At 64.9% G+C, this 19,917-nt stretch carries 19 protein-coding genes; 8 read left to right on the top strand and 11 right to left on the bottom strand.

The window, feature by feature from the left end; all coding sequences use genetic code 11:
- The first annotated feature begins 59 nt into the window (after positions 1-59).
- Both efp and B447_RS17325 read left to right on the top strand, forming a co-directional pair.
- Positions 60-617: an elongation factor P gene (efp, locus tag B447_RS17330; RefSeq protein ID WP_002943459.1), complete on the top strand. Its 558-nt coding sequence runs from the start codon at positions 60-62 to the stop codon at positions 615-617.
- A 150-nt stretch (positions 618-767) separates the two neighbouring features.
- The gene (locus B447_RS17325; protein WP_232431666.1) at positions 768-1,319 is read left to right on the top strand and encodes a hypothetical protein; all 552 of its coding nucleotides are present in this window, start codon (positions 768-770) and stop codon (positions 1,317-1,319) included.
- Here B447_RS17325 and B447_RS17320 read toward each other — a convergent pair.
- From B447_RS17320 to istA, 8 genes are all read right to left on the bottom strand, one after another.
- The gene (locus B447_RS17320) at positions 1,246-2,793 is read right to left on the bottom strand and encodes an ABC transporter ATP-binding protein (protein WP_002943455.1); all 1,548 of its coding nucleotides are present in this window, start codon (positions 2,791-2,793) and stop codon (positions 1,246-1,248) included. The two genes, B447_RS17325 and B447_RS17320, sit on opposite strands and share 74 nt — an antisense overlap.
- A complete protein-coding gene (locus B447_RS17315; protein ID WP_002943453.1) occupies positions 2,790-3,587 on the bottom strand; it encodes an ABC transporter permease in 798 nt (265 codons plus the stop codon). Before B447_RS17315 ends, B447_RS17320 begins: the two co-directional genes overlap by 4 nt.
- Positions 3,584-4,552: an ABC transporter permease gene (locus B447_RS17310; RefSeq protein ID WP_002943451.1), complete on the bottom strand. Its 969-nt coding sequence runs from the start codon at positions 4,550-4,552 to the stop codon at positions 3,584-3,586. Before B447_RS17310 ends, B447_RS17315 begins: the two co-directional genes overlap by 4 nt.
- Positions 4,552-6,123: an ABC transporter substrate-binding protein gene (locus B447_RS17305; protein WP_002943449.1), complete on the bottom strand. Its 1,572-nt coding sequence runs from the start codon at positions 6,121-6,123 to the stop codon at positions 4,552-4,554. The genes B447_RS17310 and B447_RS17305 overlap by 1 nt, the downstream gene beginning before the upstream one ends.
- Positions 6,123-8,246, bottom strand: coding sequence for a TonB-dependent siderophore receptor (locus tag B447_RS17300; RefSeq protein ID WP_083491490.1), 2,124 nt, complete (start codon positions 8,244-8,246; stop codon positions 6,123-6,125). Before B447_RS17300 ends, B447_RS17305 begins: the two co-directional genes overlap by 1 nt.
- A 66-nt stretch (positions 8,247-8,312) precedes the next feature.
- Positions 8,313-8,606 carry a DUF1826 domain-containing protein gene (locus tag B447_RS22325; RefSeq protein ID WP_232431665.1) on the bottom strand — a complete coding sequence of 98 codons (294 nt, stop codon included), beginning with the start codon at positions 8,604-8,606 and terminating at the stop codon, positions 8,313-8,315.
- A 56-nt stretch (positions 8,607-8,662) separates the two neighbouring features.
- The gene (istB, locus tag B447_RS17290) at positions 8,663-9,415 is read right to left on the bottom strand and encodes an IS21-like element helper ATPase IstB (protein ID WP_002943443.1); all 753 of its coding nucleotides are present in this window, start codon (positions 9,413-9,415) and stop codon (positions 8,663-8,665) included.
- Entirely contained in the window at positions 9,412-10,953 is a 1,542-nt protein-coding gene (gene istA, locus B447_RS17285) for an IS21 family transposase (protein ID WP_002943442.1), read from the bottom strand. The genes istB and istA overlap by 4 nt, the downstream gene beginning before the upstream one ends.
- A gap of 724 nt (positions 10,954-11,677) precedes the next feature.
- Between istA and B447_RS17280 the strand changes: the two genes are divergently transcribed.
- Entirely contained in the window at positions 11,678-12,328 is a 651-nt protein-coding gene (locus tag B447_RS17280; protein WP_002943440.1) for a hypothetical protein, read from the top strand.
- Between the two features lie 436 nt (positions 12,329-12,764).
- On the opposite strand, the gene B447_RS17275 is transcribed toward B447_RS17280, so the two are convergent.
- The 3 genes from B447_RS17275 to B447_RS17265 all read right to left on the bottom strand — a co-directional run bounded on the left by B447_RS17275 (position 12,765) and on the right by B447_RS17265 (position 15,411).
- On the bottom strand, positions 12,765-13,208 hold the full coding sequence (locus B447_RS17275; protein WP_002943438.1) for a DUF411 domain-containing protein: 444 nt from the start codon (positions 13,206-13,208) through the stop codon (positions 12,765-12,767).
- A gap of 116 nt (positions 13,209-13,324) precedes the next feature.
- Complete coding sequence (locus B447_RS17270) at positions 13,325-14,728, bottom strand: heavy metal sensor histidine kinase (protein ID WP_002943436.1); 1,404 nt, start codon at positions 14,726-14,728, stop codon at positions 13,325-13,327.
- A gap of 2 nt (positions 14,729-14,730) precedes the next feature.
- Positions 14,731-15,411 (bottom strand): heavy metal response regulator transcription factor, encoded by a 681-nt coding sequence (locus B447_RS17265; RefSeq protein WP_002943434.1) that lies wholly within the window; start codon positions 15,409-15,411, stop codon positions 14,731-14,733.
- Between the two features lie 186 nt (positions 15,412-15,597).
- Here B447_RS17265 and B447_RS17260 point away from each other — a divergent pair, with 186 nt between their 5' ends.
- The 5 genes from B447_RS17260 (at position 15,598) to B447_RS17240 (ending at position 19,835) form a co-directional block, all read left to right on the top strand.
- On the top strand, positions 15,598-16,047 hold the full coding sequence (locus tag B447_RS17260; RefSeq protein ID WP_002943433.1) for a hypothetical protein: 450 nt from the start codon (positions 15,598-15,600) through the stop codon (positions 16,045-16,047).
- Positions 16,048-16,125: 78 nt separating this feature from the next.
- Complete coding sequence (locus B447_RS17255; RefSeq protein ID WP_002943428.1) at positions 16,126-16,434, top strand: hypothetical protein; 309 nt, start codon at positions 16,126-16,128, stop codon at positions 16,432-16,434.
- Positions 16,431-17,843 carry a TolC family protein gene (locus B447_RS17250; RefSeq protein ID WP_037983064.1) on the top strand — a complete coding sequence of 471 codons (1,413 nt, stop codon included), beginning with the start codon at positions 16,431-16,433 and terminating at the stop codon, positions 17,841-17,843. Before B447_RS17255 ends, B447_RS17250 begins: the two co-directional genes overlap by 4 nt.
- A gap of 17 nt (positions 17,844-17,860) precedes the next feature.
- The gene (locus B447_RS17245; RefSeq protein ID WP_002943421.1) at positions 17,861-19,264 is read left to right on the top strand and encodes a multicopper oxidase family protein; all 1,404 of its coding nucleotides are present in this window, start codon (positions 17,861-17,863) and stop codon (positions 19,262-19,264) included.
- Positions 19,265-19,334: 70 nt separating this feature from the next.
- Positions 19,335-19,835, top strand: a complete 501-nt coding sequence (locus tag B447_RS17240) for a cupredoxin domain-containing protein (RefSeq protein ID WP_002943419.1) — start codon at positions 19,335-19,337, stop codon at positions 19,833-19,835.
- Positions 19,836-19,917: the final 82 nt, after the last annotated feature.

Genomic DNA, 19,917 nt, shown 5'->3' with positions numbered 1-19,917 from the left:
GGGCTAATTTTTTCAAGGACATGCGGCCGCGCGCCGCGTCGAACAATTCAGGAAACAGCATGAAAACCGCTCAGGAACTCCGCTCGGGCAACGTCATCATGGTCGGCAGCGACCCGCTGGTGGTGCAGAAGGCCGAATACAACAAGTCCGGCCGCAACGCCGCAGTCGTCAAGATGAAGCTCAAGAACCTGCTCACCGGCGCGCCGTCGGAGTCGGTTTACAAGGCTGACGACAAGTTCGAGGTGGTCGTGCTCGACCGCAAGGAAGTCACCTACTCCTACTTTGCCGACCCGATGTACGTGTTCATGGACGCCGAATACGAGCAGTACGAAGTCGAGGCCGAGAACATGACCGACGCCCTCAAGTACCTCGAGGACGGCCTGCAGTGCGAGGTGGTGTTCTACAACGGCAAGGCGATTTCGGTCGAGCTCCCCAACAGCGTGGTGCGCGAGGTCGTCTATACCGAACCCGCCGTCAAGGGCGATACCTCGGGCAAGGTCATGAAGCCGGCCAAGATCGGTACCGGTTTCGAGCTGCCCGTGCCTGCCTTCGTCGAGATCGGCGACAAGATCGAGATCGACACCCGTACCGACGAGTACAAGAACCGCGTCAAGTAAGCGCGTTTCATCGCTTCATCAAAATGGGCCCGCAAGGGCCCATTTTGCTTTCCGGATGTTGCAGTGTGCAATTTGCGCGTTGTCTTCCGTGTCGGAATGCGTAACCTCATCGATGCACCCTTCACTGTCCATCCTTGTCCTGCGAACACCATGAGCGTAATGCGTCCCCTCCTGTCCGTCCTTGGCATGAGCCTGCTGCTGGGCTGTGCCCCGGAACCTGTCGCACCTGAGGCTTCCAAGGCCCCTGAGGCGGTCGAGCCAGCTGCGGTTGCGGATCAGTCCAGGCCAGACGCCCGGGAGGCTGGGCGTGAAGCCGTCGAAGCTGCACGTGAGGCGGCTGCCAAGGCGGGAGAGGCGGCGAAGAAGCTCGGCGAAGCCGGTGCCGCGGCGGCCCAGGCCGTGGTCGAGTCCACCGAGGACAAGCTGCGCAAGGGGGCCGAGGCCGCGGCCGGCACTGAGCCGATGGTGCGCGATGCCAAGGAGGCTGCCGAGCAGGCGGCGCAGCGCATTGCCGACGCCACGCGAGATGCTGCGCAGCGCCTCAAGGAGGCTGGCAAGGGTGCGATCGACAGCGTGCGGCAGCGCTCCGGGACGGCTGCCGATGGCGAGGATAGCAACGCAGATGCCGTTACCGAACAGCAGCCGGCGCCCGTCGAGGAGCGCGATGTTGCGCGGCCTGTGGAGTCCGAAGCGCCGCGCTGAGCGGGGGCACGCCGGGTGGTAGGGAGCGCACCGAGTGGTCGCTTCCGTGCGATGAGTCGGCGGTCGTGTCGGGGTTCGACCTGGTATCGAGGATGACCTGTGCAGGGCTGAACCAGCGCGCCAGATGGCGGTCGTGGGTAACCAGCAGCACCGCGCTTTGTCGCGCTTCAGCGCTTCTCAGCAGCACCTCGAGGGTCTGCTGCTGGGTCAGCAGGTCGAGTCGGGAGGTCGGTTCGTCGGCGAAGATCAGTGACGGTTCGAGGAGCAGCGCGCGGGCAAGCGCCACACGCTGCAACTCGCCTCCGGAGACGCCGCCGGGCGGCCGTTCAAGCAGCCCGGCGCCCAGCCCCAGGTCTTCGAGCAGGCCGTCGAGCCGTGCCACGGGCTGGCGGTGCAGGGCGCACAGATCCCGCAGCGAGCGGCGCAGCGTCTGGCGCGGTGCAAAGGCGGCGACCGGGTCTTGATAGAGTTTCTGGAAACCGTGCGGCCGCATTTCGTGACGAATGATGCGCCCTTGGTCGGGCGGGAGCAGGCCCAGCAGCAGATTGCCCAGGGTGGTCTTGCCGCAGCCGCTGGGGCCGCTCACCGCGATGCGTTCGCCGGCTCGGATGGAAAGATCGAGGCCCTCGAAGAGGCGCTGGCCGCCGAGCGACTGCCCGAGGCCTTCGGCGGCCAGCAGCAGGCGAGCGGGCGCATTGGGCGGCAGCGGCGCCCAATGCTTGGGCTGGGCGGCGACCAGGGCTTGCGTGTAGGGGTGTCGTGGCTTGCTCAGGACCTGGGTACATGCGCCGGACTCCACCTGTTCGCCATTCTGCAGGACCTGAACCTGGCCGCCGAGGGCGGCGGCGACTTCGAGGTCGTGGGTAATGGTGAGCAGCGCGCAGCCTTCGAGCAGGGCTTCGCGCAGCAGGGTCACGACTTCATTGCGCATGGCCTCGTCGAGCCCCTTGGTGGGTTCGTCGGCGATCAGCAGGGGGGCGCCACCGGCGAGCACGGCAGCGAAGGCAACCCGTTGCGCCATGCCGCCGGAGAGCTGGTGGGGCAGGTGCCTTTCCTTGCCTTGCAGGCCGAGGCGGGCCAGCGCATCGCGGGCGAGGCGGGCCGGCGAGAGGGGGCCGGCGTCCTGGCGGACATAGCGGTAGGTCTCCTCGATCTGGCGCAGGACGGGCATGGTGGGGTCGAGGGCGAGCCAGGGTTCCTGGGGCAGCAGGCCAATGCGCCGGCCCCACAGGCCGCGCCGGGCGGCGACGTCCTCGGCGCGGCTGGACGCCGTGCCTATGGTGATCTCGCCGCCGGCACGCAAGGACGCAGGCAGGTTGCCCATGATGGCCTGGGCGATCAGCGACTTGCCGGCCCCGCTCTGGCCGATCAGGGTGAGCGCCTCACCCTCGTGCAGCGTGCAGCAGACATCGCGCAGCAGAGTCTGCCGGCCGGCATGGACGGAGAGGTCGCGAACGGTGAGCAAGGCACTCATGCAACTGCCTCCTGCGGGCGGATCAGCACCAGGCCGAGCAGAGTCAGCGTAAGGAGCAGCACCGGCGCGGCGATCAGCCAGGGCGCTTCCTGGTAGTAGGGCAGCAGTTCGATCATCATCACGCCGAGCTCGGGACGCGGTGGCTTGATGCCGACACCGACGAAGCCCAGCGCGGCCATCGCCAACACCGCCGCCGCCATGCCGAAGCTCGCCAGGGTGAGCAGCACGGGGCGCAGTTCCGGCCAGACGTGGCTGCGGACCAGGTAGAAGGTGCCGAATCCAAGCAGTCGCGAGGCCTCGACCGCAGGCGAGGCAAGGATGCTGCGCGCACTGGCACGCACGACACGGAAGTACTCGACCCAGAAAGCCAGGGCCAGACCCAGGTAGAGTGGCCAGAAGGCCCCTGGCGCGAGCGTCGCCAGGAGCAGCACTAGCAGCAGCCCTGGCAGGGCCAGCACGCTGTCGGCGAGGACCACGCAGGCCCGCTCCAGCCAGCCGCCGCGCCAGGCTGCGACGATACCGAGAAGGACACCGGGGATGGCGGCACTGAGCACGCTGAGTGCGGCCAACCCCAAGGACAGCTGCCCGGCATGGGCGAGACGGGCGACCATGCTGCGGCCCAGGTGGTCGGTACCCAGCCAGTGCTCCAGTCCGGGGGCGGAGAGGAAGTTCATCAGGTCCAGCACGCGCGGATCGCCGACCAGCGCCGGGCCGGCGGCGCAGAACAGCGCAATCGCAACGAGCAGGGCGGCGCCGATGCGCTGGCGCCGGGTCAGAGCGAGGTCTACGTTCATGTGCCCCGCCTCCGGCGCGGGTCGAGCAGCAGGCAGGCCAGGTCGACCGCTGCGTTGAGCAGCACGAAACACAGGCCCAGCATCAGGCAGGTGCCCTGAATCATCGGCACGTCGCGCCAGAACACCGCATGCACCAGGGCGTGGCCGATGCCCGGCCAGGCGAACAGGGTCTCCAGGATGACTACGCCCTCGATGACGAAGGCGAGCTGCACGCCCAGGTAGGCGATCACCGGCAGGGCGGCGTTGCGCACGCCGTGGCGCCACAGCGCAAGCCGGGGCGACAGACCCTTGGTCAGGGCGAAGGCATAGTAGTCGGAGGCCACCACCCGGGCCACCGACTCGCGCGCCACCCGCGAGGATGCCGCGGCCAGCCCGAGTGCCAGGGTCAGCGCCGGCAGCAGGAGGTTCCCCGCCTCGCCATGACCGGCTGCGGGGATGGCGTCGGACAGGTTGGCCGCGGCGATGACCAGCAGCAAACCGAGCAGGAAGGGCGGGAAGGCGCGCAGCGCGATCGCCGCGCCTTCGCCGAGGCGGTCCGCCCAGCCGCGTGGGCGCAGGCCGGCGGCGATCCCGAGCGGCAGGGCGATGACGACGGAGAGTGCGATTGCAGCGAAGGCCAGGCTCAGCGTGTGGCCGAGCTGGTGAGCGACCTCGTCGATGATGCGGTGGCCGGTGACCAGCGACTCACCCAGATCGAAACGCAGCAACTGCAGCCACCAGTCGGCCAGCGCCGTGTACCACGGCGCGTCCAGCCCCAGTTCGCGGCGCACTGCCTCAGCGGCTTCGGCGCTGACAAGATCGTAGCCGTAGCGACCGGCTGCGATGCGGTAGGCGAAGTCGCCGGGCAACCAGCGCATCATGAGGAAGCTCAGGGTGCTGACCAGCAGCGCCACCGCGCCGGCCTGGCCACTGCGGCGCAACGCGATGCCGAGCAACGCCCGGCTGTTGAAACGGGTGTCCTGCATCAGGCCTCTCCCCACGACAGGCGTTCGAGCCGGTAGGAGCGCTCCAGCGGGTCGAGCGTGAAGCCGCGCAGCGCCGGATGCACGGCTGCAGCCAGCAGATTCCAGGCAATCGGGATAACCGGCAACTCCTCGTGCAAGGTCCGGGTGACGGTACGCCGCAGGGCGTGGCGGTCGCGCTCGCGCAGCGGCCCTTGCAGGGCGGCCAGGGCGGCCGGCACGGTCTGGTTGCCCCAGTTCATCGCACCCCAGTCACCGCCTTCGGGCCCGAAATCCTGCAGCAGCGTCACCATCGGGTCGGCATAGATGCCGTAACCGCGCGCGCCGAGTGCGAGCTCCAGCGTACCCTGCCGGTGTGCAGCCGGCACATCGCTGGCGTTGCCGAGCAGCACTTCGACCGCGATGCCCACCTGGCGCAACTGTTCCTGGACGGCAGCGGCGATGATCGGCAGTTCCGGTCGATCCGGGAAGGTGCGCAGGGTCAGGGCCAGCCGCTCGCCCCCCTTGGCGCCCTGGCGCACGCGGATGCCGTCTGCTGCGGGCTGCCAGCCGGCGGCGGCCAGCAGCTGGCGGGCAACGGCGATGTCCTGCCCCATGGCGGGCAGATCCGCATCGTGCCACTGGGCCAGTGCGGGCGGCAGCAGCTGGCTGGCCGCGGCCTGCGGGTCGCGCAGGATCGCGTGGGCGATGCCGGCGCGGTCGATCGCCAGACTGATGGCCTGACGCAGCGGCAACTCGGCGAGCCAGCGATGTCCGGCATTGAGCTTGAGATAAATGGTGCGCGGCAGCGGCACGCTGTGCACCTGCAGGCGCGCGTGGCGCTTGAGGCGTTGCCAGCTGGCGGGATCGAGGCCATAGACGATGTCGGCCTGTCCGCTCTCGGCCAGCAGCGCACGGCTCTCACCGCGCCCCACCGCGAGGTAATCGACGGCGGCGATGGCCGGAGGAGGTCCATCCCAGTGGGGTGAGCGTGCCAGGCTGAAGCGTTGCGGCGGCTCGATGTCGGTCAGCTGATAGGGGCCGCTGCCGATCACCCGGCTGACACTGCCGCCCGTGCTGTAGCTCGCCGGCGCCAGGATCTGCGCACTGCTGTGGGCAAGCACCGCCGGCAGCGCGGCGAAGTCGGCGGCAAGGTGCACGTCCACGACGTCCGTGCCGGCGTCGATGGCTTCCAGCGGCACCAGCCCCATACCGCCCGGCTTGCGCCGGGCGAACTGCAGCGCGGCGGCGACGGCCTGCGGTGTAACCGGGCTGCCGTCGTGAAAGCGGGCTTGCGGGCGCAGATGGAAACGCCAGTGGCGCTGATCCGCCGAAACCTCCCAGTGCGTCGCCAGTGCGGGCGTCGGATTACCGTCCTCGGCGATGTCGAGCAGGGTTTCGCTCACGCCATGGCGTGAGAACAGATAACCGGCGCGCGACGGGTCGAGACCGGTTATTTCCCACGGGCTGACAACACGCAGCGCGCGCACGGACGGGCCGGCCTGCAGCCAGCGCGGCCATGCGGCGAGGCCGGACGAGACCAGCCCGGCCGCCAGCCAGCGCCGGCGCCCGGGCATGAAAAGGCTGCGGCCCATCAGAAGCGGGTCTGCATGCCGAGCGTGATGGTGCGCGGGTTGCCCGGCGTGATCCAGTACACGTCGTAGGAGCTGGCGTAGTAGGTCTTGTCGAACAGGTTGTCGATGTCGAGTGAGAAACGCAGCGTGTCGCTCGGTTTCCAGTACGCCATTGCACGTGCCACGGCGTATGCGGGCAGCTGGAAGCTGTCGGCGGCGTTGCCGCTGCGCCTGCCTACATAGGTGGCACCAGCTCCGATACCGAAACGGCTGCCGGCGAAGCTGTCTTCGTACATCAGCAGAGCGCTGCCGCTGTTGCGCGGCACGTTGAGTAGCGGGGCGCCGCGCAGGGCCGGGTTGTTGTCCTTGGTGATCTCGGCATCGATGAAGGCGTAGTTGGCGGTGATACGGATCCTGTCGGTCAGTTGTCCGGCCAGATCGATCTCCACGCCGCGGCTGCGCGCCGCTCCCGCTGCCACGGAGAAGTCTGGATTGCCCGGATCGCGGGTCAACACATTCTTCTTGTCGATCTCGAACACTGCGAGCGTCGCACCGAAGCCTTGGTCGGGTGCCTCGAACTTCAGCCCGATCTCCTTCGCACGCCCGCGCTCGGGCGAGAACGCAGCGCCGGCTGCATCGATGCCGCTGTTGGGGCGGAAGGACTCGCTCGCCAGCACGTAGGTGGAGAGCGTTGGCGCAAGCAGCCAGGTGAGTCCGACGCGCGGTGTCGTCACGCTGTGATCCTGGGTGGAGCGGGTATCCGTGCGTCGGTTGTGAACGCGCTGATGGAAGCGATCGTGGCGTACTCCGAGCAGCAGGCGCCAGTCTTCCGCGAGGCTGATCTGGTCCTGCATGAAGACGCCTGTGGCACGCTGCCTTTCCAAGGAGTCGGTGTTGGACACAGGCGTGGGCAGCGGCTGGCCGTAAACGGGATGATCGATGTTGATCGAGTAGTTGCCCGGTCGCACGCGCATCATCACCGAGTCGAGCGAGAAGCGGTAGCTATCGAGGCCTGCCAGCAACTCGTGCCCGACACCGCCAGTGGTGAATTTGCCGTGAATTTCGCCCTGGAAGGCAAGGTCCCTGGAGTCGTAGTTTCGGTAACGCCGCTCACGATTGATGTTGCGTGAACCTACCGGCACGAATAGCAGCGGGTTGCTCGGACGCACTTCGGTCGAGTAGCCCTCCAGTGCGGTGGTCCGCCAGGAGAGACCGGCCTTGGCACGCCAGTCGAGTGAGAAGGCGTGCTCCAGCGTCAGCTGATGGGTATGGTTGTCGATGGTGATGTCGCCGTCGCCGGGCTCGCCGAGGAAGACTTCGCGCGACATCGAGCCAGTTCGGCCGCCGACTGCGACCACCCCACGGTCGAAGGGCGCCTTGTGGCGCAGGACCTCGAGGTCGTAGTTGAGAAAGGTGTCGGGTGCCAGCAGCCAGCTGAATGAAGGTGCGAGCAGGTAGCGCTTGCTGCCGACATGGTCGCGAAAGCCGCCCTTGTCCTCGTGGGCGAGATTCAGGCGGTAGGCGAAGGTGTCGGTGATGGGGCCGGTGGAGTCGAACAGGGCGCGGTAGGTGTCGTAGCTGCCGGCGTAGAGTTCGACCGAGTGCCCAGGCTTGAACTGGGGTTTCTTGGTGACGACGTTGAGGACGCCGCCCGGTTCGCTGCCTCCGTAAAGAGCCGAGGCCGGTCCCTTCAGCACCTCGATGCGCTCGACGTTGGCGGTGTCGCGCGGCGCGTTGAAGCCGCGGTTGCCGGCAAAGCCGTTGCGCAGGAAGTTTGGCCCCGTATTGATGTCGCCCGAGAAGCCGCGGATGGAGAAGTTGTCCCACATGCCGCCGAAGCTGTTCTGGCGGCTGACCCCGCTGACGAAGTCATAGGCCTCCTCCAGACGGACGGCGCCGATGTCGTCGATGACCTGGCGCGGGACGATACGGATCGATTGCGGGACCTCGCGCAGGGGAGTGTCGGTGCGCCCGACCTCGCCTTCATCGGCATAGTAGGCCTGGCCTTCGCCACGGCCCACCACCTGGACGGCGTCGAGCACCTGCTCTTCGGCATGCACCGCCGGAACGGAAAGAACTGCGCAAAGCGCCAGCACGCCTTGCTGAATGGGTCTTGGGCGAAGGAAGTTCGGAACTGATTTCATGGGCGCGAAATGACGTTGATATTTTGTTAATGATAATCGATATTGATTGTAGTCATTGAGCCCGGCTCACCATGCCGCATCGAATGCAGCCAGCACGCGAGGCGGGCTGGACACGGCGGGCGAGCGGTGGACGATTCCGCGCCCGGTGTTGTCCTGCCAGAGGCTGCCCTTGAGCAGGGCAACGGCATAAAGCGGAATGGACTCGATGCAGTGGTCCGGACGCAGCACTCCAGAGTGCGTGTCTGCAAGTCCGGCAGATGCAGCGCTGCGTATTCCGATCGTTCGTGACCGGTCAGTCCAGTTCGACGTGATCACCAGTTCCGATTCGTACTGATCAGTCGTCCCGGTGCTCGTGAGCACCAGGACGGCACCGTGACCGCTAAGCTGACGTCACGCTCATCGTTCCAGCGACATGATCACGCTGGGGGCATCTTCCGCTTTGCCTGAAGCTTGCGCATGGATTCACCCTTGAGCGTAATCCGGTGCGCCTGATGCACCACGCGGTCAAGGATTGCGTCTGCCAAGGTCGGATCGGGGAAGAACCCATGCCACTGGTCTGTTGGGAACTGGCTTGTGATCAGCAAGGATCCGGTACGCATCCGCCGATCCACCACATCCAGCAACACCTGCGCAGCTTGCGAAGAAATCTCGCTCAGACCGAAGTCGTCGATGATAAGCAAACTCGGTTTAATCAGACCGGCCTTGAGCTTAGGCAACGAACCGTCATGGCTGGCAACTGCGATCTCTTGATAAAGATCGCTCGCCCGGAAGAACGTAGCGGGTAAACGCTGTCGGCAAGCCTGAGAACCGAAGGCACATGCAAGCCATGTCTTTCCGACCCCCGTTGCGCCAAGGACGATCAAGTTAAGCTGCTGTCGAATCCATTCGCAACTGGCCAGCGAGGCGATGAACCCTTTGTCGATATCTCGCGAAGCTCGGTAATCGGCGTCTTCGAGCGATGCGGATTCAGGGAATCCTGCACTCCGCACGAGCCGCTTCAATTTCTTCGAGTCACGTTCAGAGGCTTCATGCTCGACGAGCAACCCGAATCGGTCATCGAAAGAGAGTTGGTGAAGCTTCGGCTGCTGCAACTGGACCGAATACGCTTCGGCCATCGACGTCAATCGCAATTCACGTAGGCGGGAGATGGTTTGATGGACGCCGCTCATGTGTTTTCTCCAAAGTAGCTCGCACCCCGCACATTGTCGTGGGCTGGCCTCGGCGCCGTGCCGCTGACAGAGTGGGTGCGTTTGTCGGGTGCCTGCTTGAGAATGGAATCGAGGCTGCGCAATGCCGTAATGTTGAGCGATAGCGCATATGCACACGCCTCTTCGAAGCGTTGGTCGCCGTGGATACGAGCCAGATCGCGCATCCGCCGGGCTGCTTTCAGACCATTGACGGCATCGGATCGGTTTTCCAGGTGATGGCGAATCATTGCCGCCGAGCCTTCCCCTACCGACTCGGCCCATAGCATGAGTGCCCTCGGTTCGCCCTCAAGCACGCGGACATGCGCTATCGGACGATGCTCAGGCAACGTCTGGACTGTGCCTTCGCATTGTGCCAATGCGTGCAAGGCAACGCGCTGGCCGCGATGCATGACCTCGAGCATCGATCCGGTGTAACGCAGATCGACACGCTGTCCGCGCAACTCCGACGGCACGGAGTAGAAGCTCCGCGCATGTTCGACATGGTAATCGTCGCCAGCCCGCACCCCATATCGCCAATCGCATAACTCGAAGGGAATGGGCGGCAGGCGCTTCAAAGTCGAACGCTCGGTTTTCTCAAATCGTTCGATGCGGGAGCCTGACATCTTCTTGAAGGGATGAGCGTTCAGCGTTACCACGAGCCTCCTGAGGGCGTCATTCAGTTCATCGAGGCTAAAGAATGTTCGGTCGCGAAGTGCGAACAACACCCAACGCTGTGCGATCTGCACACCGACCTCGGCCTTCGCCTTGTCTTTCGCCTTCCTGACACGAGCTGGTAGTGCAGCGGTGTTGTAGTGCTGCAGGCACTCCCGGTAGGCCGGGTTGATAACGACGCGATCCTTCTCACGCCGCCAGACAGCCGCCTTCAGGTTGTCCGGCACAACCCAGGCCGGCACGCCCCCCATTGCCGCAAAGCAATCGACATGGCATCTCACCCAATCAGGGGTTTTCTGCGAGGCGACTGCCTGCAGGTAGGTCAGGTTCGAGTAGCCAAGCACGGCAACGAAGATTTGCGCATAGATCGAGGGACCGCCGCTTCGATCCCTGATCTCGACTGTACGGCCGGCGAAATCGACGAACAACTTCTCACCCGGGCGATGGGCCTGACGCATCACGATATGTTGTCGCTTCGCCCACGCCCGGTAACCGGCAGTGAATTGCGAGTAGGCGATTCCCTCCGGGCACTGACTGCGCCACTCCCGCCACAGCTGCTCGAGTGTGGCGTCGGGGCGCTGCATCTCGGCGTGCACCCAATCCCAATCTGGCGCTCTCTTGCGTTGCGCGATGCTCTTGTTGCCAGTACCCAGAACCGCGTACCAGGCGTCGTCATCCAATGAATGAAGATCGGCACCAAAGGTGTCGCTTTTTCTGAGAATTCGGCGCATTTCGCGCACGGTGTTTGCGGAAACACCAACTGACCGTGCGATGGCTCGGTTGGACTGTGAGGTATCGTAGAAGTGCAAACGCGCGATCTCGCGCTGTAGGTGGATAGGCAGACGCAAGGGGGTAACTCCTCATGGGATGGCACCGGCGGTGCTGACCGGGCCAGACAAAATCACCCCGTCCGCGCAAGTTCGTCGCATGATTGACGAACGTGAACGCGCAGCTCATACTGATCGGACAAGATCCCACTTGTACCGGCAGCGATGCTGGCGCGACGCCCGAGGCAGCCCCCTCGGGCGTTCGCGTCTACGAGGTGGAGAATCGAGTTAACTGGGAGAGATTCGTCCTCCTGCGGATGCGCCCATTCGGGTCGCAGAAAGCCAATCCGCGACATCCAGCGTCAAGGCAAACCACCCTCGGCGATTGGGTACAGTGAAGAGCGGCACCATTACTTGACCACGTCGCCGTGCCTGTCTAAGTGATGCAACGCTTCGATGTCCTAGTGCCGCCGCGAGGGGCTCGCCGCCCAGCAGAGGACCGTGAAGGCGCAGGAGTGTCTCGCGCAATTCCTTGCGCAAGTGGGCCAGTGCTTCGGTCTGTTCAGGCAGCGAGTTCATCGAATACCTCAATGCGTTTGTCACGCAGTGTTCGTGACTGTCCACATTTTCTCCACCCGAACCGATAATTCGATTTTCTGTACTCCAGATAAGCCTTGTGCACACAATCATCAGACCAAAGGGGCGCGGTCGCCCGACCACCCAGCCTGTCGATCGCCTTCGGACACGACTTTGGTTTCGCGCGCTGCGGGACATATCTGGCCTGTCGTCCGCATACGCCATTGAGATGGCGCTCGACGGGGACCGCGTCCGCAAACGCGACACAGACGTCGCTCGCCCCAGGAAGTGGGACGCTTACGAGAAAGGGACACGGGTCCCCAATGACCGGCCCGGACCGCGCAACGCTGTCGAGCAGGCGCAAGCCCGATTCCCGGGCACGTCGCGCTGGTTCCGTAGCCCGTTGTGGCGCTACCTGAAGAAGGAGCCGCTCGATGCAATGCAGTTTGAGGAGGCGCTACGCACCCTCGAACCGCCGGTTACGGCATTACTGTTTGAGGCGGAGCCGCGCGAACACGAGCAAGTGCCCCGTCAGCGTCCCTTTGACGATGAAAGTGCTCGACAACTCATCGCGCTCGGTAGCTTCGATGCGCTAGTTGCAGCTGTGCTGATGGCAGGTCTGTCGGAAGTCATCGCCTCGCCCGATCTTCGAGAACGGGCGTTGCACGTTTACGTTGGGATTCAGGCGAAGCTGCGAGAAACGCCCCTCTTGGAAGGCATCTATCCTGAGCTGTTCTCGCTGATCGACTCGCGTTGCAAGCACTGGATCTACTTAGCGCCCAATCAGCGAATGGATGTCGTGATCTTCTGGCAGGGAGTCGAGGCGGAGGATGAACAGAGGATCTTTGGCGACGTCGGTGAGGATGGGATTGACTATTAAAACGGCTATCAGTCCTGACTAGCTGTTCGCGCCACTAAAAGTTCAACGGCAGCTTGCCGATTTGGCGAATTCACACTTCCGACCCCGAGCGGTCGTTGCGACTTCCGCAAAGCTGCCGGTCAGGTACCCAGGGATTCCACGAGTTTCGCTGCTCCGAAGCTGCCGTTCGTGACCTCACGCACCCGGCCATCACCGGCCGTTGGAGATCCGGCCAGGATTTCCCTCGCTGGATCGCCTTGGGTGACCGGTTTACGGCGGCCAACTTGAACCCCGCCTTGGCTCGACCCGGCCATTTGCTGCCACACATGGTAGTAGCAGAGTCGTCATTCGAGCGACCGGTGAGATCCGAAACCAGCCCTAGAGCGAGCTGAGGCCAGCGTGGTTCGTAAGTCGGCCGGCACTGCGCTCATAAAGTCGATACTCACCAGCTCTGCCGTCAGTGTCGGGCAAAAACCCTCGCGCTTCCGTCAAGCCCGACCAGAAGCGTCTCATAGGGTTGCGGGGTCGAGGTCTCCATGCCGGGCGACCCCTGCGGCATGCCTGGCGTAGCCAGTCCGATTGCCTTTGGGGACTCGGCGAGAAGCCGTCGGATGTCGTCCGCAGGGACGTGCCCCTCGACGGAATAGGAACCTACCTTGGCCGTGTGACACGAGCCGTATTGGTCCGGCATGCCCAGTGCCTTGCGGGCTGCGGGGACATCATCGACGTCTTTCGTCACGACATCGAAGCCGTTCTTTCTCAGGTGCTCGACCCATTTCCCGCAGCACCCGCAGTAAGCGCTCTTGTAGACCTCTACGCGTACGGGCCCCTGCGCAAACGCTGCGCCGCTCACGATCATCAGGCTTGCCACGAGCCCGCCGAGCAAAGTTTTCGTCTTCATGTTCGTCTTCCGGTTGATGGCGTCGAGGCATAGTTTGGCACTTTGAGCCCAACGGGAAGCTGACCTCAAAATTACATTTCCGTCAGACAGCCGGGACCCCGGTCGACTTTGCAGGATCAGGAAGGCGATGAGGCTTCATTGCGAGGCAAGGTGATCGTGAAGCAGGTGACACCTTCAGCGGAGCGCGCAGTGATGTGACCCCCGTGGGCCTGGACGATGGAACGCGTGATCGCAAGTCCGAGCCCTGCGCCTTCACCGCGAGATTCGCGCTGGGCGCTACCGCGATGGAAGCGTTCGAAGATCCGTTCGATCTGATCGGCGGGTATCGGGTCGCCGACATTAGAGACGGCGAGACGGACGCCGGCTGCGTCCGCGTCAATCCTGATCGTGATCTGCCCCTCTTTCGGTGTGTGACGAAGCGCATTCGAGATCAGGTTCGACAGCGCGCGCCGCAGCATCAGGCGATCACCCTGAACGCTCGCTTGGCCCTGGCGCACGATGCGGACCTGGCGCTCGTCGGCCAGCGCCTCGTAGAAGTCGATCAGTGCGTCTGCCTCGCGGGCCAGGTCGATCGCCTCGCCCGCGTGCGCGAGGGTGTTCTCCTCAGCCTTGGCGAGGAACAGCATGTCGCTGACCATGCGCGCGATGCGCTCATATTCCTCGAGGTTCGAGGCCAGGATGTCCTGATATTCGTCGTTCGTGCGTGGTCGCGACAGCGCGACCTGGGTCTGGGTCATCAGGTTCGAGATCGGCGTACGCAGTTCGTGGGCGATGTCCGCCGAATAGTCGCCGAGGCGCTGGAAAGCGGCTTCGAGCCGAGCGAGCATGCCATTGAAGGCGTCGACGTGCTCGCGCACCTCCAGCGGGGCATCATCGATGGTGAGACGCTCGGCGAGTTGCCGTGCAGACAGCTTACGGGCGGTCTCGGTGACCTGGCGCAGGGGGGCGAGGCCTCGGTGCGCGGCAAACCAGCCCAATAGCGCCGCCGCCAAGGCCGCCACGACGACGCCCGCCCACGTCGCATTTCGCACCGACGCGAGGAAGTGGACGTGATGCGATAGATCGAGTGCGACCAGCGCCTCGATCGATTGGTCCCTCGACCCGAGGGTCGGTAGCGCGATGCTGACCTCAATCCCTCGATGGGGGCGCTCATCCACTGTCCAGTCGGCCAACGCGCCAGAGAGGCGTTCGCCTGCCCGCTGGGCAGCGGTGAAATGCTCGGGATGGATGATGTACAGGACGCGTCCCTCGCCGTCGCGAAACAGGACACCGACACTTTCATGGCCAACGAAGGAGCGTTCGAGCGCCTCAATGCGTTCCGATCGCCCCCCAGTCGCATCAACACTTTGCAGCGCGTTGCGGATGAGCGTGACCTTGCCCTGCAACTCGTGCATGTCCAGCTCCTGGAAATGCATGTCCAACATGCGCCCAAAGAGCATCGCTGCCAGCACAAGCAGGCTCGCAGCGAGGACGGCAAATAGTGTTGCCAGTCTCGCCGTCAGCGAGTGAATGCGGATCATCGTCAGATCGGCTCCATCGCCTCAAGCACGTAGCCCATACCCCGCACGGTGTGGATCAGCTTCGGCTCAAAGGGGTCGTCGACCTTTACGCGCAACCTGCGCACGGCAACTTCGATCACGTTCGTGTCGCTGTCGAAGTTCATGTCCCACACCTGCGAAGCGATGAGTGAGCGGGGCAATACTTCACCCTTGCGTCGCAGGAGCAGTTCAAGCAAGGCAAACTCCTTGGCGGTCAGATCGATGCGCTGCCCGCATCGGTTCACCCGGCGGCGAAGCAAATCGAGCTCCAGGTTCGCTGAGCGCAGGGTCTCCGGTTCGTGGTTTCTTCCCCTGCGCAGCAGCGTGCGAACGCGCGCGAGAAACTCGGAAAACGCGAAGGGCTTGACCAGGTAATCGTCGGCGCCGAGCTCAAGACCACGGACCCGATCCTCAACTTGGTCACGGGCAGTCAGGAACAACACGGGGGTCTCACGACTGCTGCGACGCAGTGTTTGCAGGATGCCCCAGCCGTCCAGCCTTGGCAGCATCACGTCGAGCACGACCAGGTCGTAGTCACCGTTAAGGGCGAGGTGGAGCCCATCGAGGCCATCTCTTGCAAGGTCGACGACGAACCCGGCTTCGGTGAGCCCCTGGCGGAGGTAGTCGCCGGTCTTCACTTCGTCTTCGACGATCAGAATTTTCATTGTTTTGCTCCTACGCGCTTCGTGCGGCCTGTGACCGATTTTGCTCCCGGGGTGCTGGATAACGCCCGGGCTTACAGAAATGTAATTTCCGGGTCAGGCCGACGACAGGCAAGCGGGCGCAAGATGCTCTGCGTGGCACAGCGTTCCGTACCGCGACGGAACCCCGCAAACAATGGGAGATCGACCATGAAACTGCGTTTGTACCGTCTCGCCGGGCTCATGCCCGTCGTCGCTCTGGCTGCAGCCCTGCATGGCAGCCCGGTCGTCGCTCAGACGACCGATCCGGCGCAGGCCTGGCCGCCCGCAGCGAGTGTCCCCGCGCTTCAGGAACGTATGAAGTCGATCCGTGCCGAGACCAACCCGGAACGTCGCATGGCCCTGATGGAAGAGCAGGTCAAGGCCCTGGAGGCTGCATCGCAGGGCACCCCCGCTGGTTGCCCGATGATGGGGGGGCAGATGGGGGCTGGTCCGATGATGAAGGGTAGTGGCCCTGGACCCGGGGCTGGACCCATGGGCGGCATGATGATGGATCCCAAGCTCATGCAGGAGCACATGAAGATGATGCAAGAGCACATGGGCATGATGCAGAACATGATGAAGATGCACCCGGCCGCCAAGCCGGCGATGCCCAACTGAGCATTGAGACGCGGAGCGGCGAGTTCGTCGGTCGCTCTGCGTCCGGTTCAACACAAGACCAACAAAGAGACATTCCCCATGCAGAGACGAATCATCCACCTCGGTGGAGGATTGGCCGTCGCCGTGGCGCTCGTGTCGGGCGCGCAGGCCGAGTCCTCCTCGCCATCAAGCCCCGCTGACCCCGCGCTCGGCGCGACCCAGACTGCCCCAGCGAGTGAGCAACCCAAGCCTCAGCCCCTTCCGGTCTATCGCTCGCCCCTGAACGAATATCGGCCCTACCGTGTCGATGAGCCCCTGCGGTCGTGGAAGGATGCCAACGACGAGGCCAGACGCCTGGGCGGGCACATGGGCCACCTCGCGCCGTCGTCGAAAGGGGGCGAGCGATGAGAGGCAGTCTCCCCATATCCTTGCTGGCTGCTACCGTGCTGACCGGGTGTGCCAGCGTTGCGATCGATGAGAACTTCGCCGAGGTTGAGCGCTTTGCGCGCGAGCAGACGGGCAGCGAGGTGCGCTGGCTGCGCTCGGACCCCGAGCGCGAGGCGATGCGCACCGAGGTCGATCGGCTGCTGGCCCAGCCGCTCGCAATTGACGACGCGGTGCGCATCGCGCTGGGCTACAGCCCGGCCTTCCAGTCCCTGCTGGCGGAAGCCGCCGTGGCCTCGGCGGATGCGACCGGTTCCGCTCGCATCGGCAATCCGGTGTTCACCTTCGAGCGGTTGTTTCGCTCGGGCGCCGAGGGGCGCGAACTCGACATCGGCCGTTCGCTCGGCATCTCGCTGTTCGACCTGCTGTTCCTGCCTGCACGGCTGGAGCAGGCCGAGTTCCGCCAGCAGCAGACCCGGCTGCAGTCTTCGATTGCGCTGTTGAGCACCGTCACGGAGGTGCGCCAGGCCTGGGTCGATGCGGTCGCGGCGCGACAGGTCGCGCACTACCGGGAGGAAGTGGCCACGGCCGCTGGTACCGCTGCCGAACTCGCGCGTCGGATGCAGGCCACGGGCAACTTCAGCCGCCTGCAGCGCGCCCGCGAGCAGGCGCTGGCCGCCGAGGAGACGGCCAACCTGATCCGCGCCCGTCAGAACGCCACCGCCGCGCGCGAGGCGCTGATCCAGCGCTTGGGGCTGACCCCGAGCCAGGCGCAGGCGCTACGCCTACCGGATCAGTTGCCGGCCTTGCCCGAGGCGCCGATCGATGAAGCGACCGCCGGCGCGGCGCTGCTCGACAACCGGCTCGATGTGCGCATCGCCCGCACCGACCTCGAGCGTACGGCGAAGAGCCTGGGCCTCACGCAGGTGACCAGCGTGGTCAACGGCCTGCATGTGGCCGGCGTGCGCAACAGCGAGACCGGCGAGTCGTCGCAGCGCGGCTTCGAAGTCGAACTGCCGCTGCCCCTGTTCGACTTCGGCGATGCGGCCCGCGCCGGCAGTGAGGCCCGCTATCTCTCAGCCTTCAACCGCACCCTCGAGGTTGCCAATAACGCCAGCTCCCAGGTCCGCGTGGCCTACGAGGGCTACCGCAGTGCATACGACCTCGCGCGCCACTACCGCAGCGAGGTGGTTCCACTGCGTCAGAACATTACCGAAGAGTCGGTGCTCCAGTACAACGGGATGCTGATCGGCGTGTTCGAGCTGCTTGCCGCTGCGCGGTCCCAATCGGCCAGCGCGGTGCAGGCGATCGAGGCCGAGCGCGACTTTTGGCGCGCCGAGGCGGCGCTCAAGGCCAGCCTGCTCGGCCAGCCGATCGCGCCGCTCAGCCTTCAATCGGGCGCATCGCCGGCAGAAGCCGGCGGTGGCCACTGACATCTCCGGAGACGTTCATGACCACCCGACGCAGCTTTCTCGCCGGGGCGGGCCTCTTGGCCGCCGCCGGAACCGTCAACCGCGCCGCGCTCGCCGCGCTGCCCGAACCCGTGATTCAGACCAGCGCCGCGACGGCCGCGCCGCTGACACCACCCAATGGCCGCCCCTATGATCCGGTCGTCACCTTGAACGGCTGGACCGCGCCCTGGCGCATGCGGAACGGAGTGAAGGAATTCCACCTCGTCGCCGAGCCGGTCGAGCGCGAGATCGCGCCCGGCATGGTGGCGCGGCTGTGGGGCTACAACGGCCAGTCGCCCGGCCCGACGATCGAGGTCGTCGAGGGCGACCGTGTGCGTATCTTCGTCACCAACCGCCTGCCCGAGCACACCACCATCCACTGGCACGGCCAGCGCCTGCCCAACGGCATGGACGGGGTCGGCGGCCTCAACCAGCCGCAGATCCCGCCCGGCAAGACTTTCGTCTATGAGTTCATCGCCCGTCGCCCTGGTACCTTCATGTACCACCCGCACGCCGACGAGATGGTGCAGATGGCGATGGGCATGATGGGTTTCTGGGTCACGCACCCGCGCGAGGCGCACCCGCACATCGCGCGCGTTGACCGCGACTTCTGCTTCCTGCTCAACGCCTACGACATCGAGCCGGGCAGCTACGTGCCCAAGATCAACACCATGCTCGACTTCAACCTGTGGACCTGGAACAGCCGCGCCTTTCCCGGTATCGACTCGCTCAACGTCAGGAAGGGCGACCGCGTGCGGGTGCGCATCGGCAACCTGACCATGACCAACCACCCCATCCACATCCACGGTCACGAGTTCGAGGTCACCGGCACCGACGGCGGGCCGACGCGCCCTGAGTCGCGCTGGCCCGAGGTCACCACCGACGTTGCGGTCGGCCAGATGCGCCAGATCGAGTTCATCGCCGACGAGGAGGGCGATTGGGCGATGCACTGCCACAAGTCGCACCACACCATGAACGCGATGGGGCACGACGTGCCGACCATGATCGGCGTCGACCATCGCGGCCTGGTCGAGGGCATCCAGAAGCTGGTGCCCGATTACATGCTGATGGGCGAGCGCGGCATGGCCGACATGGGCGAGATGGAGATGCCCCTGCCCGACAACACCCTGCCGATGATGACCGGGCAGGGGCCGTTCGGCGCCGTCGAGATGGGCGGCATGTTCACCGTGCTCAAGGTGCGCCGCGAGCAGAAGCGGGGGGACTACCGCGACCCGGGCTGGTTCAGGCATCCCAAGGGGACGGTGGCCTACGAGTGGGCGGGCGCGGCGCTACCCGAACCGGCGCGCAGTGCTGCAGCCGGACCCTCGAGCATGCCGCGCACCGAGCCTGCGCGATCGGTCGAGATGACGGTTCGCAAGCCTGCCGGCCATCAGGGGCATTGAAGTCGATCGCCTCGTAATCAGCCCCCACGACAACACCAACAAGATTCAACCCACAGAGAAGGAGATTCCCATGAAAAGTCGTCGTCGATTTCTGGCCACCAGCCTTGCCGCCGGTGTGCTTGCCGTTCACCGCAGCACGTTCGCCCATGGCAATGCCGAACATGCCGACAAAGCAGCGTCCGATACCCCCAAGGAGCAGCAGCAATGGGGGATTGCGGGGGACGCGAAAGCCGTCTCGCGCGCGATCGCCATCGTGATGACCGATGAGATGCGCTTCGTTCCGGACCGCATCGAGGTGCGTCTGGGCGAGACGATCCGATTCACCCACGAAAATCGAGGCGCGGTGATGCACGAGATGGTGGTCGGTACGCCCAAGACGCTTGCCGAGCACGCGGAGATGATGCAGCGCTTCCCGGAGATGGAACATGACGAACCGTGGATGTCGCATGTCGCGCCAGGTGGGCGCGGAGAAATGATCTGGCACTTCAACCGTGCGGGGGACTTCCAGTTCGCCTGCCTGATTCCCGGCCACTTCCAGGCCGGCATGATCGGCACGATCAAGGTCGGCTGACAGAAATGTAATCCGTGCGTCAGCGTCCCGTTGGTGAGCGCTTCGCATAATCGTGCTCACTCTCGAACTCACACAGAATTTG

The organism is Thauera sp. 27, assembly GCF_000310125.2.
Lineage (GTDB): Bacteria > Pseudomonadota > Gammaproteobacteria > Burkholderiales > Rhodocyclaceae > Thauera > Thauera mechernichensis.
Note: the sequence above shows the minus strand (reverse complement) of the source record. Positions and strands in the feature narration are given on the sequence as shown.

Coding starts and splice junctions, on each gene's coding strand:
- B447_RS17320 (WP_002943455.1), bottom strand. CDS start 2,793: ATGAGTGCCTTGCTCACCGTTCGCGACCTCTCCGTCCATGCCGGCCGG.
- B447_RS17270 (WP_002943436.1), bottom strand. CDS start 14,728: ATGATCCGCATTCACTCGCTGACGGCGAGACTGGCAACACTATTTGCC.
- B447_RS17300 (WP_083491490.1), bottom strand. CDS start 8,246: ATGAAATCAGTTCCGAACTTCCTTCGCCCAAGACCCATTCAGCAAGGC.
- B447_RS17255 (WP_002943428.1), top strand. CDS start 16,126: ATGCAGAGACGAATCATCCACCTCGGTGGAGGATTGGCCGTCGCCGTG.
- istB (WP_002943443.1), bottom strand. CDS start 9,415: ATGAGCGGCGTCCATCAAACCATCTCCCGCCTACGTGAATTGCGATTG.
- B447_RS17305 (WP_002943449.1), bottom strand. CDS start 6,123: ATGGGCCGCAGCCTTTTCATGCCCGGGCGCCGGCGCTGGCTGGCGGCC.
- efp (WP_002943459.1), top strand. CDS start 60: ATGAAAACCGCTCAGGAACTCCGCTCGGGCAACGTCATCATGGTCGGC.
- B447_RS17310 (WP_002943451.1), bottom strand. CDS start 4,552: ATGCAGGACACCCGTTTCAACAGCCGGGCGTTGCTCGGCATCGCGTTG.
- B447_RS17260 (WP_002943433.1), top strand. CDS start 15,598: ATGAAACTGCGTTTGTACCGTCTCGCCGGGCTCATGCCCGTCGTCGCT.
- B447_RS17250 (WP_037983064.1), top strand. CDS start 16,431: ATGAGAGGCAGTCTCCCCATATCCTTGCTGGCTGCTACCGTGCTGACC.
- B447_RS17265 (WP_002943434.1), bottom strand. CDS start 15,411: ATGAAAATTCTGATCGTCGAAGACGAAGTGAAGACCGGCGACTACCTC.
- B447_RS17315 (WP_002943453.1), bottom strand. CDS start 3,587: ATGAACGTAGACCTCGCTCTGACCCGGCGCCAGCGCATCGGCGCCGCC.
- B447_RS17280 (WP_002943440.1), top strand. CDS start 11,678: ATGGCGCTCGACGGGGACCGCGTCCGCAAACGCGACACAGACGTCGCT.
- B447_RS17275 (WP_002943438.1), bottom strand. CDS start 13,208: ATGAAGACGAAAACTTTGCTCGGCGGGCTCGTGGCAAGCCTGATGATC.
- B447_RS17245 (WP_002943421.1), top strand. CDS start 17,861: ATGACCACCCGACGCAGCTTTCTCGCCGGGGCGGGCCTCTTGGCCGCC.
- B447_RS17325 (WP_232431666.1), top strand. CDS start 768: ATGAGCGTAATGCGTCCCCTCCTGTCCGTCCTTGGCATGAGCCTGCTG.
- B447_RS17240 (WP_002943419.1), top strand. CDS start 19,335: ATGAAAAGTCGTCGTCGATTTCTGGCCACCAGCCTTGCCGCCGGTGTG.